The sequence below is a fragment of the Gluconobacter frateurii genome (assembly GCF_002723955.1).
Classification (GTDB): Bacteria; Pseudomonadota; Alphaproteobacteria; order Acetobacterales; family Acetobacteraceae; genus Gluconobacter; species Gluconobacter frateurii.
In genome coordinates, this window is sequence record NZ_BEWN01000003.1 from 385,022 (window position 1) to 404,185 (window position 19,164).

9 protein-coding genes and 1 pseudogene are annotated in these 19,164 nt (G+C 54.6%); 8 read left to right on the top strand and 2 right to left on the bottom strand.

Going from position 1 to position 19,164, the window contains the following annotated elements; genetic code table 11:
- The first annotated feature begins 55 nt into the window (after positions 1 to 55).
- The 7 genes from GFR01_RS10385 (at position 56) to GFR01_RS10415 (ending at position 14,811) form a co-directional block, all read left to right on the top strand.
- Positions 56 to 1,189, top strand: a complete 1,134-nt coding sequence (locus GFR01_RS10385; RefSeq protein WP_373317624.1) for an MdtA/MuxA family multidrug efflux RND transporter periplasmic adaptor subunit — start codon at positions 56 to 58, stop codon at positions 1,187 to 1,189.
- Positions 1,186 to 4,344: an efflux RND transporter permease subunit gene (locus tag GFR01_RS10390; RefSeq protein WP_099182398.1), complete on the top strand. Its 3,159-nt coding sequence runs from the start codon at positions 1,186 to 1,188 to the stop codon at positions 4,342 to 4,344. The genes GFR01_RS10385 and GFR01_RS10390 overlap by 4 nt, the downstream gene beginning before the upstream one ends.
- Positions 4,344 to 7,646: an efflux RND transporter permease subunit gene (locus tag GFR01_RS10395; RefSeq protein WP_099182399.1), complete on the top strand. Its 3,303-nt coding sequence runs from the start codon at positions 4,344 to 4,346 to the stop codon at positions 7,644 to 7,646. Before GFR01_RS10390 ends, GFR01_RS10395 begins: the two co-directional genes overlap by 1 nt.
- A gap of 26 nt (positions 7,647 to 7,672) precedes the next feature.
- Positions 7,673 to 9,211: an efflux transporter outer membrane subunit gene (locus GFR01_RS10400; protein ID WP_099182497.1), complete on the top strand. Its 1,539-nt coding sequence runs from the start codon at positions 7,673 to 7,675 to the stop codon at positions 9,209 to 9,211.
- A 230-nt stretch (positions 9,212 to 9,441) separates the two neighbouring features.
- Positions 9,442 to 10,206 carry an ImuA family protein gene (locus GFR01_RS10405; protein ID WP_099182400.1) on the top strand — a complete coding sequence of 255 codons (765 nt, stop codon included), beginning with the start codon at positions 9,442 to 9,444 and terminating at the stop codon, positions 10,204 to 10,206.
- The gene (locus GFR01_RS10410) at positions 10,121 to 11,644 is read left to right on the top strand and encodes a DUF6504 family protein (RefSeq protein WP_099182401.1); all 1,524 of its coding nucleotides are present in this window, start codon (positions 10,121 to 10,123) and stop codon (positions 11,642 to 11,644) included. The genes GFR01_RS10405 and GFR01_RS10410 overlap by 86 nt, the downstream gene beginning before the upstream one ends.
- On the top strand, positions 11,641 to 14,811 hold the full coding sequence (locus GFR01_RS10415) for an error-prone DNA polymerase (RefSeq protein WP_099182402.1): 3,171 nt from the start codon (positions 11,641 to 11,643) through the stop codon (positions 14,809 to 14,811). Before GFR01_RS10410 ends, GFR01_RS10415 begins: the two co-directional genes overlap by 4 nt.
- Here GFR01_RS10415 and GFR01_RS10420 read toward each other — a convergent pair.
- Both GFR01_RS10420 and GFR01_RS10425 read right to left on the bottom strand, forming a co-directional pair.
- Positions 14,783 to 15,193, bottom strand: a pseudogene (locus GFR01_RS10420) (divalent metal cation transporter); the annotation flags it as partial. The gene GFR01_RS10415 and the pseudogene GFR01_RS10420 overlap by 29 nt on opposite strands.
- A 55-nt stretch (positions 15,194 to 15,248) precedes the next feature.
- Positions 15,249 to 17,843, bottom strand: a complete 2,595-nt coding sequence (locus tag GFR01_RS10425) for a TonB-dependent receptor plug domain-containing protein (RefSeq protein WP_099182403.1) — start codon at positions 17,841 to 17,843, stop codon at positions 15,249 to 15,251.
- A gap of 194 nt (positions 17,844 to 18,037) precedes the next feature.
- Between GFR01_RS10425 and GFR01_RS10430 the strand changes: the two genes are divergently transcribed.
- A complete protein-coding gene (locus GFR01_RS10430) occupies positions 18,038 to 19,144 on the top strand; it encodes a pyridoxal phosphate-dependent aminotransferase (RefSeq protein WP_099182404.1) in 1,107 nt (368 codons plus the stop codon).
- Positions 19,145 to 19,164: the final 20 nt, after the last annotated feature.

Below are 19,164 nucleotides of genomic sequence, written 5' to 3' on the forward strand. Positions count from 1 at the left end.
GAATTCTTCATTCCACTCTGTTCTCCGCTCACCTCGGATAATCCGTCAGGTCGTAATGACAGGTGTCTTCGGGATTGGAGTTCTTGCGGCGACCACCAGCCTAACCTCATTGGGCGCCCGCGCTGCGGGAGCGAACCCAGCGCAGGGTGGTCAGCCCGTTGGCGTGGAAACGGTCAGTAAAGGAGATATGCCTTATATCCTGAGCGAACTGGGGACAGTGGTACCTATTGCCACCGTCACGGTTCAATCCCGCGTCGATGGCTATCTTACACAGGTTCTCTTCACGGAAGGTCAGGAAGTCAAAGAAGGCGATTTGCTCGCGGTCATCGATCCACGGCCTTATGAGGCGCAGCTCAAGCAGTATGAGGGGCAACTTGCTGCTGACACCGCTCAGCTTGAAGAAGCAAAGATCGACGATGCGCGCTATCAGAAACTGCTCAAACACGACAGCGTGGATGCCCAGACAGCACTGGACCAACATTACAAGGTTCAGCAGTTGACCGGGACAGTCAAATACGACCAGGGCCTTGTCGATACTTACAGGCTCGATATTGAGTATTGCCATATCAAGGCACCTGTCAGTGGGCGCATCGGCATCCGTGCCGTGGACAAAGGCAATTATTTTGTCGCTGGTCAGACAGATGGTCTGGCGACACTGACACAGATGAAGCCCATCTCAGTCATTTTCACCGTCCCTCAGGACAAGCTCGGGCTCATCTGGAAGCGGCTTCGTCAGGTCAAGGAACTTCCCGTTGAAGCCTGGGATAGTGCTGATAGTGCCAAACTGACAACAGGCAAGGTCAGTAGTCTGGATAGTGAAATAGACACATCCACAGGAACGGTCCGTCTACGTGCGATTTTCGACAATCCTGATGAAGACCTGTTCCCCAATCAGTTCGTCAATGCTCACCTCATGGTAGATACGGAACAGGGTGTTCTTCTGGCTCCGACCAGTGCGCTTCAAACGGGTCCAAACGGCACGTTTGTGTACGTCGTGCAGAGCAATAACACTGTGTCCGCCAAGACTGTGAAAACGGGCATCAGTCAGGGAAGCACGGTCGTTATCACATCAGGTATCAATGCCGGTGACCGCGTCGTCACGTCTGGCGTCGACAGACTTCATGACGGTGCAAAAGTCACCGTCCCCGACAGCACTTCTGCTGGCACTACGGACAAGGCGGCGAAATGAACCCCTCACGCCTTTTTATCCAGCGGCCGGTCGCCACTACGCTTCTGATGTTCGCCCTGCTTCTCGCAGGAATGATCGGCTATCGCTTTCTGCCGATTTCAGCCCTTCCGGAAGTTGACTATCCGACAATTGTCGTCAGAACATTCTACCCTGGCGCCAGTTCGGACGTCATGATGACGTCGGTTACCGCTCCACTGGAAGACCAGATGGGTGAGATGGCAGGACTGGATCAGATGACGTCTCAGTCGTCTGCCGGGGCGTCTGTCATCACATTGCGTTTTGCCCTGACAACGTCTCTCGATGTTGCGGAGCAGGAAGTTCAGGAAGCCATCAACGCTGCTAATTCGCTCCTGCCTTCTGCGCTTCCCGCTCCTCCGATCTATTCCAAGGTCAACCCTGCGGACACACCGGTCCTCATCCTTGGTGTCACGTCCGATACGCTTCCGTTGACGGAAGTTGAGGATTACGTCGCCACACGTCTCCAGCAGAAAATCAGCGAAATTTCCGGGGTAGGTGAAGTTTCACTCTCAGGCGGAAACAAGAAGGCCTACCGCGTTCAGGTCAACGTCCAGAAAGCGACCTCCTATGGGCTGGATATGGACACCCTGCGGACGACAATCGGCAACGTGAATGTCAACTCTCCAACCGGTAGCTTCAACGGCACCGAACAGGCCCGTACGATCCGGCTGAACAGTCAGATCTCCAGTACCGAGCAGCTCATGAATCAGGTGGTCGGCTGGTCAAGCACGACTAAAGGACCTGTGCGACTGAAGAATATCGCAACCGTTGTGGAGGCTCCTGAAGACACACAACTGGCAGGCTGGGCCAATACGACGCCCGCGATCATTCTTAACATCCGTCGCCAGCCATCGGCCAACATCCTCAGCACCGTCAACGCCATCAAGACCGCCCTGCCCCGCCTTGAACAGGATATGCCCGCAGGCATTCACATCACAGCACTGACAGACCGAACCACCACCATCCGGGCTTCTGTCTCCGATGTGGAGTTTGAACTGACACTTGCTCTGGTGCTGGTCGTGGCCGTGATCTTTGTATTCCTCCATGATCCAGCGGCTACGATGGTTCCTGCCCTGTCTGTGCCCTTGTCCATTGTCGGTACTCTGGCGGTCATGCAGTTGATGGGCTTCTCCCTCGATAACCTGTCCCTGATGTCACTGACCATCGCAACGGGCTTCGTTGTGGACGATGCGATCGTCATGATCGAAAATATCGCCCGCTACATCGAAATGGGGAAAGACCGTATGACAGCGGCCCTGGAAGGGGCTGGAGAAATCGGCTTCACCATTATCTCGCTGACGGTATCGCTTATTGCAGTGCTAATTCCGCTGCTCTTCATGAGCGACGTGATTGGCCGCCTGTTTTACGAATTCGCGGTCACGCTGGCCGTAACGATTATCATCTCTGCCATCGTGTCCCTGACGCTGGTGCCCATGATGTGTGCGCGCGTTCTGAAAGATGAGGCACACCAGACCACCAAACCGAAATGGGCTCTTAAAGCCGATCAACTCATTAATGGCCTGATCTCCGCCTATGACCGCGGCCTGATCCATATCCTGCGTCACCAGACGGCGACCCTGTTGTTCTTTGTCTTCACGGTAGCGCTAACCGGCGTCCTGGTAGTCGTTATTCCGAAAGGACTGTTTCCCAATCAGGATACAGGCGTGATTCAGGGCGTTTCCGTCATGGATTCATCGATTTCCTTTGATGCGATGAAAACCCTTCAGCAGCGCCTTGGAACAGCTATCCTCAAGGACCCTGATGTCGCCAGTCTGTCATCCTATATCGGCGTGGATGGTGACAATACGACGCTGAACCGGGGGCGCTTCCAAATTACGCTTCGCGATCATGACAAGCGCAGTCTTTCGGCCAGCAAGATTTCCGCCCGCATCCTGAACGAAGTCCGCGATATTCCCGGCACGCAGCTTTATCTGCAACCTGTTCAGGATCTGACGCTCAACACGAATGTTTCCGCCACGCAGTACCAGTTCCTGATTGAGGATTCCGATAGTAGCCGCCTCAGCACCTGGTCGGACCGCCTCGTGGCCGAGATGCAGAAATCCCCTGCGCTGGCGGATGTTACATCAGACCTTCAGGCGCAAGGCCTTGCCGAGGATGTGACACTCGACCGTGCAACAGGTGCCCGGTTCTCCATCACGCCGCAAACGATCGATAATCTGCTGTATGACTCATTCGGACAACGCCAGATTTCCACAATCTACACGCAGTCCAACCAGTATCGGGTCATTCTGGAAGCATCTCCGGGATTACAGAATACTCCGGACTCTCTCGACAAACTGTATATGGCGGGAAGTGCCAGCACGGGGACCATAGATTCCGGTCCAACCCGTACGCCAACATCCGGACTGGTCCCCCTGACGGCCGTCACGAAAATGACGGCGTCCACCGCGCCACTTCTGATCACTCATGTGGCCCAGTTTCCCGCAACCACCGTCTCTTTTAACGTCGCTCCCGGCTATTCGCTTGGAGCCGCCACTTCAGCCATCGACGCGGCACGCGCAAAGCTGAAAATGCCTGATACCGTTCAGACATCTTTCATCGGCACAGCCGCCGTTTTTGAAAATAGCATGGGCAATGAGGCATGGCTGGTCGTTGCGGCCCTTGTCGCGGTCTATATCGTTTTGGGGGTGCTCTATGAGAGCTTTATTCATCCCCTCACCATTCTTTCCACCCTGCCTTCTGCCGCTATCGGCGCCCTGCTGATCCTTTGGATCACGGGAAGCGGACTGGATGTAATGGGCGTTATCGGCATCGTTCTGCTGATCGGCATCGTCAAGAAAAATGCCATCATGATGATCGACTTCGCTCTTGAAGCCGAGCGCGAGGAAGGACTTTCTCCCGTAGAATCCATTACGAAGGCAGCCCATCTGCGCTTCAGGCCAATCCTCATGACAACCCTTGCCGCCATGCTGGGTGCGGTGCCTATGGTGATTGGCAGCGGCGTAGGGTCTGAGCTTCGTCGTCCGCTTGGTTATGCGATCGTGGGTGGCCTGATGGTCAGCCAGCTTCTCACACTCTTCACCACCCCGGTCATCTATCTCTTTATGGAGCGTATAAGGCTTCGGGTGTCACGCCTGCGTCAGCATAGGGCATCATCGACACAGGGAGCCTCCTGATGTCGGTCATTGCCCTCTGCATCCGGCGACCCATCGGCACCACACTTGTCGTAATCGGGCTTATGATTGCCGGGATGATTGGCTACTGGCTTCTCCCAATTGCCGATCTTCCCAATGTGGATCTACCAGTCATTCAGGTTCAGGCCCAGCAGGCAGGCGGCACACCGGAAGAAATTGCCAGCACGATTGCCGAACCGCTGGAACGGCATCTGGGCACAATCTCCGGTCTGACGGAAATGACATCCCAGTCTGTAACCGGACAGGTCAATATTTCCCTTCAGTTCGACACCTCCCGCAACGTCAACAGCGCGGCTCGTGACGTACAGGCTGCGATCCATGCAGCGCGTGCTGACCTCCCCGCGACCCTGCGACAGGATCCGACCTATCACGCCGCCAACACTGCCGGGATGCCAATCCTCATCATGGCGCTGACATCCAAGACCAAGACTTCCGCGCAAATCTATGATGCGGCGACCAATATTCTGGAGCAGCATCTTGCCCAGATCAGCGGCGTTGGTCAGGTTGAGCTTGGCGGAAGCGCATTGCCTGCCGTCCGGGTGGAAATGAACCCACTCAAGATTTTCAAGTACGGCATTGGGTTCGAAGACATTCGCGCGGCTCTTGCCGCAGCCAATGCCAATACGCCCAAGGGGTTCGTCAATCGCGGCAACCAGCGCATCATCCTTCGGACCAACGATCAGGTGCACGGCGCCAAGGATCTTCAGGGGCTGATCGTTGCCTATCGCAGCAATCGACCCGTGCGGCTGGAAGATGTCGCGGATGTTTCAGACGGCGTGGAAGACGTGGAGAATGGCGGTTTCTATAACGGACAGCCTGCTGTTCTTGTCATCATCTTTCCTCGCGCTGGCGCAAATGTAGTTCAGACGATTGACCAGGTCCGGGCAGAATTTCCGATGCTCACCTCTGCTCTCCCAGCGGATGTGGAACTGCATGTCGGTATGGATCGCTCCTATACGATCCGCGCGGCCCTGAAAGACACGAAAAGCACCCTTGTCCTGTCGATCCTGCTGGTCGTGGGTGTTGTCCTGCTCTTTCTCCGCTCCCCACGTACAACCATCGTTCCCGCCGTCGTTATCCCAGCTTCGCTGGTTACGACGTTCGGGGTGATGAAGCTGCTGCATTATTCTCTCGACAGCCTGTCACTGATGGCCCTGACAATCGCAACAGGCTTTGTCGTGGATGACGCCATTGTGGTGATCGAGAACATCAGCCGTCACATGGAGATGGGAAAGACACGGGCAGAGGCGGTTCTTCTGGGAGCACAGGAAGTCTCGTTTACGGTGCTGTCCGTCTCAATCTCACTTGTGGCCGTGTTCTTTCCGATCCTGATGCTGGGTGGGCTGATCGGCAACGTCCTGCATGAATTCGCCGTGACGATCTCTGTCACTGTGCTGGTGTCCATGGTTCTCTCACTGACACTTACGCCCATGATGTGCTCCCGCATCCTTCGGGCCGATGACATGCACCATTCAACGGAAACGACAGGAGGGCTATGGTCCCGAGTATCAGCCTGGCTGGAACGGGCTTTCAACCGTCTTCAGCATGGCTATGAGCGCTCTCTGCTCGTCGCCCTGCGCCATCACCGGCTCGTCATTCTCTCGCTTCCACTGTCGATCGGGCTGATGATTGGCCTGTTCATGATCATGCATCGTGGCCTGCTTCCCACAACGGACAGTGGTACCATGATGGCACATCTTACCGCCGATCAAGCTGTCTCCTTTCAGAAGATGATGGGCAAGATTACAGAGGTGGAAAAGAAGATCCTTTCAAACCCGGATGTCGTAAGTGTCACAGGGTTTATCGGTGGCCGGAGCGCGGCAAACCAAGCCAACATGTTCATCGAACTGAAAGACAAGAGCGAGCGCCACGTTTCTGCCCTTGAGACCATCGCGGATCTGCGCCGCCGCACCCATGATCTTCTGGGTGCCCAGTTCATCGCCATGCTGCCGAACCTCCTGCCCTCCGGTGCACGACAGGCCAATGCGGCATATCAATATTCCCTTCAAAGCAGCGATGCGACCACCCTTTATGAATGGATGCCGCGCTTGCAGGCAGCCCTTCAGCGCCATCCGCAACTGACAGACATTTCGACGGACGTTCAGCGTGGAGGTCTGGCAACCAATGTGGATATCGACCGGGATCTTGCAGCCCGCACGACCCTAACACCCCAACTTGTTGCCAACGCCCTCTATGACGCGTTTGGGCAGCGTTCAGCCTCCGTAATTTACAACCCCCTGAACCAGTACCGCGTCGTCATGAACGTCAAACCAGAGTACTGGCAGAACGCCGAGATGCTCCAGCGCGTCTGGGTCAGCGCTTCCGGTGGCACGGCCAGTGGCAGCACTCAGACAAACACCATCCGCATGTCTTCGGACAGCAGCTCCACCACGACGTCAGCCAGTACTACCTCTTTCAAAAACTCTGTCGCCAACAGCCTCGCAGGGGGCAGCAGTACGTCCAGTGGTTCAGCCGTTTCCTCAACTGCCGAAACGCTTATTCCTCTCTCGGTTGTCTCCAGAATTTACGATGCCACGACGTCTTTGACCGTCAATCATCAGGGACAGGCGCTCGCTGCAACGCTTTCCTTCAACCTTGCTTCAGGCGCCTCGATGTCGGATGCGGTAAGGATTATCAATGAAGAGATGGTGAAGCTGAATGTGCCATCCACGATCCATGGCAGCTTCGCGGGAACAGCCGCCCAGTTCCAGAGTTCGGCCAGTTCGGAACCGCTGCTGATTATCGCTGCTCTGGCGGCTGTCTATATGGTTCTGGGTATCCTGTATGAGAGTTTCGTCCATCCTCTGACCATTCTCTCAACACTTCCCTCAGCCGGTGTCGGAGCCCTTCTGGCCCTCTACCTTTTTGGGCAGGAGTTCGACATCATTGCTCTGATCGGGCTCATCCTGCTCATCGGCATCGTCAAGAAAAATGCGATCATGCTTGTGGATTTTGCCATCAACGCGGAGCGCAACGAGAACCAGTCCGCGAAGGATGCCATCCATACTGCCTGTCTTTTACGGTTCCGCCCCATTCTCATGACAACGATCGCGGCAGCCATGGGAGCCCTTCCCCTTGTTCTTGGTAATGGTTACGGCGCGGAAATACGCCGCCCGCTGGGCATCGCTATCGTAGGCGGACTGTTCTTCAGCCAGATCCTGACGCTGTACACCACGCCCGTTGTCTATCTGTATCTCGATCATTTTGGTCAGTGGGGACGGAAAACGATCCCGCCATTTTTCCATAATCTCGTCCGGATCATCCGTCCGGCACGCTCCTCTTAATGTCACGCCTGCCCCAGGACGTTCTCATGACAAGACGCTCTCGATCTGTATTGATCAGCCTCCGCGCCAATGCGCTGGTTTTCACATCTCTGGCTCTGTCCGGCTGCCTGATGGTGGGGCCGACCTACAAGCGCCCGCATGCCATTGTCTCTGCAAAGTTCAAGGAACTGAAGCCTACTCCTGGCTGGACTGTGGCGACCCCACATATGGCCGACTATCCGAAAGGTGAATGGTGGAGGATCTATAACGATCCTGTCCTCAACCAACTTGAAAGCCAGGTTACGCTTAATAACCAGAACCTGAAGGAATATGAGGCCGCATTTCGCAAGGCTCGGGCCACAGTGACAGCAGCCAGAGCCAGTCTGTATCCGACACTCGCCGGCAGCCTGAGCTTTGCACGAAACAGCCAGGGCGGCACTGCCAGTTCCACAAGCGGCACCCAGTACACAACGGGTTCAACCAAGAATACCTATGCAGCCCAGATGACGGCAGACTGGGATCTGGACCTGTGGGGCAAGATCAGACGGCAGGTTCAGGAACAGGTTGCAGCCGCACAGATCAGTGCCGCGGACGTCGCCAATGCCCGTCTGTCTTACCAGTCCGAGCTTGCTCAGGATTATTTCTCCCTCCGATACGAAGAATCTCTGAAGTCCCTACTGGAGCGGTCTGCCGCTCTGTATGAACATTATCTGGATATCGTTCATAATCAGCATGTTGGTGGAACTGTCAGTGGTGCGGATGAATATCAGGCTGAGAACACACTCCAGCAAGCTCGGGCGAGTGCGACGGCAACGGATGTCAATCGTTCGGAGTATGAACACGCCATTGCCGTATTGATCGGCCGGGCACCTGGTGACTTTTCTTTAGCTCGAGCAGGCATGCCTAACGCCGTACCGTCCGTGCCGATAACAGTACCTTCTGAACTCCTGCAAAGACGTCCGGATATTGCTGCGGCCGAGCGGCAGATGGAAGAATACAATGCAGAGATTGGAGCTGCCATCGCAGCTTTTTTCCCAGAAGTCTCACTCTCCGCCGCATACGGGTATAGTGGAAACCCCGTTCAATCATTAATTCAGGTTTCTAACCGGATCTGGTCCCTGGGGGCTTCAGCCAGTCAAACCCTGTTTGAAGGGGGGGCCCGCACAGCAGCTGTGCAGGAAGCCAATGCTGATTATGACAGTGCCGTTGCCAATTATCGGCAGGTTGTATTGACGGCTCTTCAGGACACGGAAGATCAGCTTTCAAGCTTACGTATCCTTGAAGAACAGGGACGTCAGGAACAACAGGCCGTCACCTCTGCGCTAAAGGCAGCAGACATATCGATGAATGAATATCGTTATGGAACAGCGATTTACACCACGGTCATTACCAGTCAGCAAACAGCCCTCTCCAATCAGGAGACGGTTCTGCAAATCCAGGAAAGCCGCTTGCTGGCAAGCGTCAAACTCATAGCAGATCTCGGTGGAGGCTGGGACACGACGAAACTGCCGAGCAAGAGCTCGTTGCAGTCTGACAACCCTCTGGTTCCAACATTCCTTGAAAAGCCAGACACTTACAGGCCATAGCCCGCTTTCTGTAAGAAACTGCATTTTTTACAAAATGGGAGCATCAACGAGATGAAGGGTGTTCCCGTCTTATGGCGGGAACGGCTTGCCCATCGTAGTTTTCTATTAGCACGCATCCGCCCCATGTCTCTTTGTTCAGAGCCAGAATCAAAGGAAACTTGACTGCTCTGATTAAAATGGAACAAAACAGGAACATAAATACACCCCTCTCAAGGGTTCCAACCTGTGACATGACGATGCGCCCTGAACCAAAACCCGCGATTGAAACACTCCGTACCGCGATCAGCCGACTGGAAGGCCAGAGTGATCGCCAGCATGCGGTGTTGCCATTTGGCGTCCGTGAAATCGACAGCCGTCTTCCCAACGGGGGGCTGGCACTTGGGGCCTTACATGAGGTGACCGGAGGAGGAAACGATGCCCTTCACTGTGCGGCTGCCGGGCAATTCTGTGCCGGGATTGTGGCCCGAACACGCGGCAAGGTGCTGTGGATCCTGACACGACAAACTGTGTTTGCACCTGCCCTAAAGCAGGCAGGATTAGCGGCTCAGAGGATCATTTATGTAGAGGCCGCATCCGATACCGATGTTCTGGCCTGCTTTGAAGAAGGACTACGACACGGCGGCCTTGGCGCCGTTGTTGCCGAGGTCTCCCGCCTGCCTATGACAGCCTCAAGACGCCTGCAACTGGCCGCCGAGACCTCTGGCAGCCTGGGTCTTGCGATCCGGCGTTGGCGTCGATCAACAGATACAGCAGATTTCTGGCAACCTACCGCCAGCGTGACCCGCTGGCGCGTCTCGGTCCTCCCCTCCACGCCATTGCCCGTTCCCGGGGTGGGGCGTTCCCGCTGGTTTCTGGAACTTCTCCGCGCCCGCTCAGGCGAATGCGCCGTTTTTGAAGTGGAGGCCTGTGATGACAAGGGTCGTCTCGCTTTATCTTCCACTCTGGCCAACCGATCGAATCAGGAAACGATTGGGAAGAGACGCACCAGCGCCTGACGCTCCGCTGGCTCTGGTCGGGCGAGAAAAACAGCGAAGGGTCGTGCTGTCAGTCGACCTCGCAGCCCGGAAGCTGGGCCTGCGTCCCGGCATACCGGTCGCCAAGGCTCTGGCGCTCTATCCCGATCTGGCACTGATGGACGCCGATCCTGAAGGAGATCGTTTGGGGCTCGAAAGGCTGGCATTATGGTTTCAACACAGGATTGCACCCATTGTCGCCGCCGACCCACCGGATGGAGTGGTGCTGGACACGACAGGATCAGATCACCTCCATGGCGGTGAACCTGCCATGCTCAGCAGTATGGTTCATCGTCTGGCAGAAGCCGGGTTCCGCGCGAAAGCTGCGGTCGCCGACAGTTGGGGGGCAGCTCATGCGTTGGCCAGGTATGGTCGTGGCTCTGTTAGTGTAGTGCGGCCCGGCGAGACACAGGCTATTTTAGCCGACCTTCCAATCAAGGCACTCCGGCTTTCGCCTTCCATCGTCGCAGAACTGGCAACGTTGGGAGTAGCCCATATTGGTACTTTAGCTACCATGCCCCGAGCCCCCCTCGCCTTGCGCTTCGGCGGGCAGATTGCCCACCGCCTGGATCAGGCTTTTGGATATACAGATGAAGTCATTACGCCCATACGTTCTGTGAGTCCGGTGGAAGTCAGCAGAAATTTTGCTGAGCCTATTGCTGCAGCCGAGACCATCGCACGGTATATTGAAAAGCTTGCCTCTCCACTCTGTCAGGGGCTGGAAGAGCGTGGACAGGGTGTGCGTCATCTTGATCTGATACTACATCGTGTCGATAGCCACAAAGCAACCATCCGCGTTGCTACCGCTGTGCCTGTGCGAAACGCCAAACGACTTACACGTCTCCTTTGCGAAAAAATCGAAACCATCGATCCCGGCTTTGGCATCGAGCGCATGGTATTGCTGGCGAGCCGAGCGGAACCCATGGAACGACGACAGATCGTCTCTTCATTGATCGCTGAGGAGGAGCATGACATCTCCGATCTGATTGACACCCTGACGAACCGCGTCGGCGCGCAGGCTCTTTATCGTTTTGCACCAGTAGAAAGTGACCTGCCCGAACGCTCTTTTTGTCGTGTACCGCCTTTGTCGCCTGACGAAACAAGAGGCTGGCCAGAACACTGGCCACGGCCGCCCCGTCTTCTAGGGCGTCCTGAGCCTGTTCAGGCTATGGCTGAACTTCCGGATCAGCCACCTCTGTTCTTTATCTGGCGCGGTATTCGACACCGGGTAAAGTGCGCCGATGGACCGGAACGCGTTTTTGGCGAATGGTGGAAAAACGATGCCGAACTGACAATTTCCCGCGATTATTTCCGGGTTGAGAACACCCATGGCGAACGGTTCTGGCTTTACAGGGCGGGCGATGGAGAGCACGGCGAAACCGGTTCACAGGGCTGGTTTCTTCATGGAATTTTTGGATGATTCCGCCACAATACGCCGAACTTCAGGTGACGACTTATTTTTCGTTCCTGCGTGGTGCGTCTTCACCGATGGAACTGTTCGCAGAGGCCAAAGCGCTCGGACTTGACGCTCTCGGCGTCTGTGACCGCAACTCTCTTGCGGGCATGGTGCAAGCCCATCTGGCCGCAAAGCAGGTTGGGCTAAGGTTGATCGTCGGATGCCATCTTGATCTGGCCAATTTTCCGCCCGTATTGGTTTACCCTACTGATCGCGCAGCTTATGGCCGCCTTTGCCGCCTGCTGAGTCTGGGCAAGGCTCGTGCCGGGAAAGGGAAATGCCACCTTCTCTGGGCGGATCTTGTGACATGGGGCAAAGGCCTGATTGTCATCATGATCCCGCCTGCCGCAGATAATACCTGCGCCATGCATCTGCGCACATTGAAGGATGTTTTTACCAATCGGGCCTATGTAGCCCTGACTCTGCTTCGTCGCCCCAATGACCAGATGCGGATTTACGACCTCGCGACCATAGCCCATGAGGCATGCGTACCGACCGTTGTGACCAACGACGTGCTGTTCCACACCTATGACCGACGCATCCTTCAGGATGTCGTCACCTGCATCCGGCACAATACTACGATTGATGAAGCCGGGTTTATCCGTGAGCGTCACGCCGACCGTTATCTTAAACCGCCACAGGAAATGGCGCGCCTGTTCAGCCGCTATCCCGAAGCCATCGAACGTACGGCCGAAATTGCAAAACAGTGCCGCTTCAGTTTGGACGATCTGGCCTATCAGTACCCTGACGAAATCTCGGTGCCAGACCAGACCCCACAGCAGGCCTTGGAAACACTGACCTGGAAAGGTGCAGAAAAGACTTATCCCAAAGGCATTCCCGCCGAAGTCCGCGCCAAGCTGAACCACGAACTGGCTCTGATCGGCCGCATGAATTATGCACCGTATTTCCTGACCGTGAACAGCATCGTCCGCTATGCCCGTTCTCAGGATATCCTTTGCCAGGGACGCGGGTCGGCCGCAAATTCAGCGGTCTGTTTTGTACTCGGCATTACGGCCATTGATCCTACCCGAAGCTCACTCCTGTTCGAGCGTTTCGTATCCGAAGAGCGGGGCGAGCCACCCGATATTGACGTCGATTTTGAACATGCCCGACGCGAGCAGGTCATACAATGGATCTACGACCATTACGGACGAGACCGGGCAGCACTAACGGCTGTAGTGATCCGCTATCGTGCGAAAGGTGCACTCCGGGATGTCGGTAAGGTCATGGGACTACCGGAAGATCTGATCCGTACCCTCTCGGGACAGATATGGGGGTGGGGACGCACTCTTGATAATGAGGCTCTCAACGAGACGGGCATTGATCTGTCGGACCGACGCATTCGTCTGACGCTGGATCTGGCACGATGCCTGATGGGCGTACCACGCCATCTGTCGCAGCATCCTGGCGGATTTGTTCTCACACGAGACCGACTGGATGAGCTTGTCCCCATTGAACCGGCATCCATGGAGCACCGCCAGGTCATTGAATGGGACAAGGATGATATCGATATTTTGAAGTTCATGAAGGTTGATATTCTTGCACTCGGAATGCTGACCTGCATGAAAAAAGGGCTGGACCTTCTGGCGCGCCACAAGGGTCAGAATTTGACCCTTCAGACGATACCAGCTGAAGATCCGAAAACTTACGCGATGATCCGGAAGGCTGACACGATCGGCGTATTTCAGATCGAGAGCCGCGCGCAGATGTCCATGCTTCCACGCCTGAAACCTCGCACCTTCTACGATCTCGTCATTGAAGTTGCCATTGTGCGGCCCGGCCCTATCCAGGGGGACATGGTTCATCCTTATCTGCGGCGACGGGATGGACTGGAGAAGCCGGATTACCCCACGGAGGAATTGAAAGATGTCTTGAAGCGCACTCTTGGCGTTCCGTTGTTTCAGGAACAGGTCATGCAGGTTGCCATGGTCTGCGCCGGCTTTACAGCCTCTGAAGCCGACCAGCTTCGTCGCGCAATGGCGACATTCAAGAACAACGGAACCATCAACCATTTCAAGGAGCGCCTTCTTTCAGGGATGGCGATCCGGGAGTACCAAGCAGAATTTGCCGAGCGTATCTATCAACAGTTGGAAGGCTTTGGCTCCTACGGATTTCCAGAAAGCCATGCAGCCAGCTTTGCCATTCTGGCCTACTCCTCATCCTGGCTGAAATGCAACCATCCTGATGTCTTTCTGGCATCGCTCCTTAACAGCCAGCCGATGGGATTTTACGCCCCCGCACAACTGGTCCGGGATGCCAGGGAGCACGGGGTTGAAATTCGGCCAGTCTGTATAAATACCTCACACTGGGACAGCACGCTGGAAGAGCCGCATAAGCCAGGGGACCTGCTTGCCGTTCGATTGGGAATGAGCTTGGTAAAAGGGCTGTCGAACAAGGATGCTGCCCGACTTGTTGATGCACGCTCAAGGGGCATTTTTGCGTCGGTGGACGATCTCTGGCGGCGAACTGGAATAAAACCGGCTGCTCTGATCGAATTGGCCGAAGCAGACGCGTTCCGCCCTTCTTTAGGACTGGCCAGACGAGAAGCCATCTGGGCCGTGAAAGCCCTGCGAGACGAACCATTACCATTATTTGCAGCCGCACAGACCCCAAAAGAAATGGAAGAGCCAGATATTCTCCTACAACCCATGACGGACGGAGCGGAAGTGGTACGGGACTACAATCGCATTGGTTTGACATTGCGGGATCATCCACTGACTTTTCTACGTGAAGATCTTCAGCAGCAGAATATTGTGCCCTGCCAGCAAGCACTAACAACGAGAGATGGCAAACGTCTGGCTGTAGCTGGGCTGGTTCTGGTCAGGCAACGCCCTGGATCGGCTGAAGGTGTCGTGTTCATGACGCTGGAAGACGAAACTGCTACCCTGAACGTCATCGTCTGGCCTGCCTTATTCGATGCCAAGCGTCGCATTATTCTTGGAAGCCAGATGCTGGCTGTCCAAGGCACGCTTCAGAAGGAAGGAGATGTCGTCCATCTTGTAGCGAGAGAAATTCGGGATCTGTCAGGCATGCTGACGGGTGTCGCCAACCGCTCCCATCAAAATACAGGACAAAATCAGACCCCGCCAAGTCCTGAGTGTATCACCGTAAAAGCGCGTAATTTCCATTAACCCTGGGGGTCGCTGCCCATCCCAGCCATTTCAATGTTCCCCGAACTACAAAGACCCCCATGACCTTCGGTCGATCCGCCATGATCATCATGACGAGCATGATGGGTACTGCTGCGATACCATTCAGAACAGCGCTCCAAAACAGTGCCTTCATAGGATCAACTGGTAGGAAATTGATGATCATGCCGACAAGCGTGGCAATCATCAGTGTCGCATAAAAAGCCTGCGCCTCCTGGGGCCGTCGCTTCAATCCGGTCGGCCACTGACGTGCTTCCCCAACTACATAAGCCGCCGAACCCGCCAGAACAGGCACTGCCAATAGTCCTGTGCCAACAATTCCCAAAGCAAAGACAGCGCCTGCGAATTGCCCGGCGATAGGACGGAAGGCTTCTGCGCCCTAAGCCCTGAAAGGGCACATGCAGAATATAATAGAATGATCAAAAATGAGCATCAATCCGACCAAAATAATAACCACCGGTCATCGGTACCTGAGCCGAGTTCGCATCGTAAATCCGGGCACCGTAATTGTTGTTCAGCTCATGAACGCGTCTTGGGCGTATATTGAAAATATTATTGGCACCTACGGTCAGATGCCAATGCGAGTTGACGCGATATCCGACTTCAAGGTCAGTCAACCAGCGGGGTGTATTTTTGAACTGTGCAAAGCATTTGTTGGAGTACCGGAGAGCACTGGCCACGCCATTACTGATGCACTGAGCGCTACTGGGAGTCCAATCCTGATAGGCCAGCATTGTTGTCGTCTCGCCATAGCGGGTCTGACGAAGATTGATGTCCCAGTTATCAACCGTCCAATAGGCATTCAAAATAAGCTTGCTGCGAGGATAGGATGTCGTGATGTAGCTTGCACTGGCAGCCGTCAGCAGAGGCGTAGTAACGCCATTGACCGTCGTGGTACCCACGTGGCTCAGACGAGTGCGGTTCAGGTCCAGAGAAGCTGAAAGGGCCAGATTGCCGTATCGGTAGAAATGCAGGAGATAATCGGCTTTTAGATCAAGACCTTGGGTCCGCGTACTCGCGCCGTTCGCAAAATAATACGTGCTGACTGCATTTGGATCGAGACCAGACGGCAGAACAAAGCCTAGCTGTTGAACAGCATTGATGGCCGTCAGACCATTGGTAGAACCACCAGCAATGATACGGTCCCGGACATTGATCTGATAAGCATCAACTTCAACATGGAAATCCTTTAGAGGCTGAAGAACGAAGCCTCCACTTGCGTTCGTGGACCGTTCGGGCTTGAGAGCGGCAGCCCCCAGGATACGAGCAGATTCAGAACTGACCGGAAGCAGACCTGATACACTGGTCGCCCCAACATTGATGGCGCTGAAATGCTGCTCGGCGAGTGTCGGCGCGCGGAAGCCATTGCTAATTGTCGCACGAACGGCAATACGCGGCGTAATGTCGTATCGTGTTGAAATCTTGCCGTTTTCGGTATTACCGACATCCGTATAGTGCTCGAAACGCCCTGCGAAATCCAGATCCCAGTTTTTCGTAGGATGGAAATCGCCGTCCAGATAGCCAGCCCAGATATCCCGGCTCCAGTTTCCGGCATTCTGAGGTTGTAGCCCGACATATCCTGCCATCCCGCCAGCCTCATAAGAAGGCGGTGTTCCTGCTTCAATCTTGTATGTCTCAAGACGATGTTCCGCACCAAACGCCACGGTCACAGGAACCGTCGAGGCTATTCGGAAATTTCTCTTCAGATCGAGATTGTTTGTCCACTGAGCCATTCGATAGGTCTCAGCACGGGTCGTTGTCGGCGACCACCCGCACCCATCCGTAGAAAGATAGGGACTGGTACTCCCAGAGTTCGCCGAGCGTACAAGACAGCTGCTGCTCAACATTCCCGCATTGATACTGTTCTTGTCTCCGATATCGTCCTCATCCGCGCCATAAGTCGTGCTGAGATCCCACGAGAAGCCGAGGAAATCATTCCCTTTTAGCCCCAATGTAGCCGCATAATCGTTCTCCTCGATCGTTTCCAGAGGAGAAAAACCATAGGGATAAACTGAGGGAAGAGTGCTGGGAACGCGATAGTTCTGATAGGATTCAGCATGACGGTGAGCATAGGTAATCAGACCGTAGCCTTCTATGCCGTCCGTAATTTTTTTTCCGAAATCGATGCTTAGGTTCTGTCGGGTTTCTTCAGGTGTACTGGTCACCTTGTTGGAATCCTTGGGAACCGCGACCGAGCCAGTATACATTGTAGTTCCGGCACCAGCCGGCCTGTAATTCAGAAGACGGTGATCCTCGGTGTACGGAACCATATGATCCGTATGATAAAGCTGTCCGCTAATATGCAGATATCCGTCATGGCCCAATGACAGGCCTCCATCCACATTCGCCTGATATTGCCACCCGTCGCCATTATAAGCATTGGCACCTGTCTGGAAGCTGGTGTTCAAGCCATGATTTGTCTTCTTGGTGATGATGTTTACCACACCCGCAATGGCATCCGATCCGTAGAGAGCTGCCGCGCCATCCTCCAGAACCTCGATATGGTCGATGGCAGCTGCTGGAATCATGTTCAGATCGACCGGCGTGGCACCGAAAGCGGGACCGGCATCTGCATAGATATTCGCGGTCGTATGGCGGCGCTTGCCATCTACCAGAACAAGCACCTGATTAGGGTTCAGCCCTCGCATCCGGAAGGCTGACGTCAAGGCACCCGCGTCATTGCCCATGTTGCTCACGTTGATGGAAGAATAGGTGCGCGTAATGGCTTGTGCGAGATTCATTTCCCCGGACCGACGAAGAACTTCCGCTGAAATAACGGAGATTGGTGTCGTACTTTGCCGCGCCTTGCGGTTCGAGGCATGGGTTCCTGTAACAATAAGCGTCTCGTTATTACCCATTTCTGAAGAACGGGACGCTTTATCATGCGCCAAATGCTGCTTTGCAGGAGTATCCTCGGCTTTGAGGCGACCCGTAGCTTCTTCTGAATAAGCATTCCCAGCTAAAATCGAGGAGAAAAGGCATGAAGTTACGAGGAGAGCTTTTCTGATTTTCATGGAGAGGTTTTCCAGGCAGGGAGCAGCAGATCAGTGAACGGAGCTCTCCTACAACCAATGCCACAACGGGAGGATGAAATAAATATGACATCGTTCATTATGTTATATAGTGTTTCTTGCGAAGTTATATATTTATATTTCTAGATTAAATCTGTCATTTGCATCCATTGTCAGAAATACCTGGAGTTCCTGCTTTGTCATCTTGCAACCGTCGCACGCTATTGCAGACTGCCAGTTTTGTCCTTCCTGCCCTCGCCACAATTGGTACTCGCGAAGTCGCACAGGCTCAGGTGCCAACACACGCCCGACTTAATGTTACAGAAAATCCCTTTGGCCCCTCTCCTGCGGCCAGACGCGCTATCGCACAAAGCATTTCTCAGGCTGCTTATTACGTCGAGGATGAACATGCTCTTCGAGACATCATTGGAAAGAGAGAAAACCTGTCTCGGGAGAAAGTCGCACTTTCCAACGGCTCGCTGGATGCGCTTTCCCTTCTCTGCACGGATATCGGCCTGAAAGGGCATATCATTGCCCCCCAGCCCGGCTATTCCACTCATCTGTCCTATGCAGCTCGCCGTGGCGTCAAAACCCGCTTTATTCCTTTGAAAAATCATCAGATTGATCTGGAAGCGATAAAGAAAGCCATAACGTCTGACACCGCTCTGATCTATTTGTGCAACCCGAATAATCCGACTGGTCAGATGGTCCCGCACGCTCAACTGTCGGCTTTCTGTCAGGACATCGCCAGCAAGGTGCCCGTCATTATCGATGAAGCTTACTTCGAATTGCTGCCCTCCCCGAGGCAGCAGACAATGTCATCTCTGGTCCAGTCTGATCTGGACATCATTGTAACGCGCACGTTCTCCAAGGTTTACGGCATGGCTGGGCTGAGGATCGGATATGTTCTGGCTCAGCCGGCACGTGTTCGTCAGCTTTATGGTTTGACAACAACCTCCCGGAATCAGCCCGGGTATGCCGCTGCAATGGCTTGCCTGGGCGACGAGCAGTACCTTTCCGGAGCCGTGGCATATCTCAAAAACTGTCGCAGCATGATTTATGAAATCTGCAACGAGAACAAACTGGCCTATCTCGAAAGTCAGGGGACGTTCGTTTACATTGATACGCAGCGATCAGCCTTGAAAATGAAAGAAGCTCTTGCTCAGCGCAGCGTGGATATCCGGATTTTCGAGGCTGAGGGTTATGAGACATGGATCCGCGTCGGTACAGCTACACCTGAAGAGCTCAGACTTTTCAAAAAAGCCCTACCTGAAGCGCTGAGGCTCATACCCAAAAAGGTCTGAACCTCCGTAAGCACTTTGCT

Bases quoted from the DNA above. Each gene is read 5' to 3' on its own strand.
- GFR01_RS10400 (WP_099182497.1), top strand. From the start codon at position 7,673: ATGACAAGACGCTCTCGATCTGTATTGATCAGCCTCCGCGCCAATGCG.
- GFR01_RS10395 (WP_099182399.1), top strand. From the start codon at position 4,344: ATGTCGGTCATTGCCCTCTGCATCCGGCGACCCATCGGCACCACACTT.
- GFR01_RS10410 (WP_099182401.1), top strand. From the start codon at position 10,121: ATGACAAGGGTCGTCTCGCTTTATCTTCCACTCTGGCCAACCGATCGA.
- GFR01_RS10415 (WP_099182402.1), top strand. From the start codon at position 11,641: ATGATTCCGCCACAATACGCCGAACTTCAGGTGACGACTTATTTTTCG.
- GFR01_RS10425 (WP_099182403.1), bottom strand. From the start codon at position 17,843: ATGAAAATCAGAAAAGCTCTCCTCGTAACTTCATGCCTTTTCTCCTCG.
- GFR01_RS10390 (WP_099182398.1), top strand. From the start codon at position 1,186: ATGAACCCCTCACGCCTTTTTATCCAGCGGCCGGTCGCCACTACGCTT.
- GFR01_RS10405 (WP_099182400.1), top strand. From the start codon at position 9,442: ATGACGATGCGCCCTGAACCAAAACCCGCGATTGAAACACTCCGTACC.
- GFR01_RS10385 (WP_373317624.1), top strand. From the start codon at position 56: ATGACAGGTGTCTTCGGGATTGGAGTTCTTGCGGCGACCACCAGCCTA.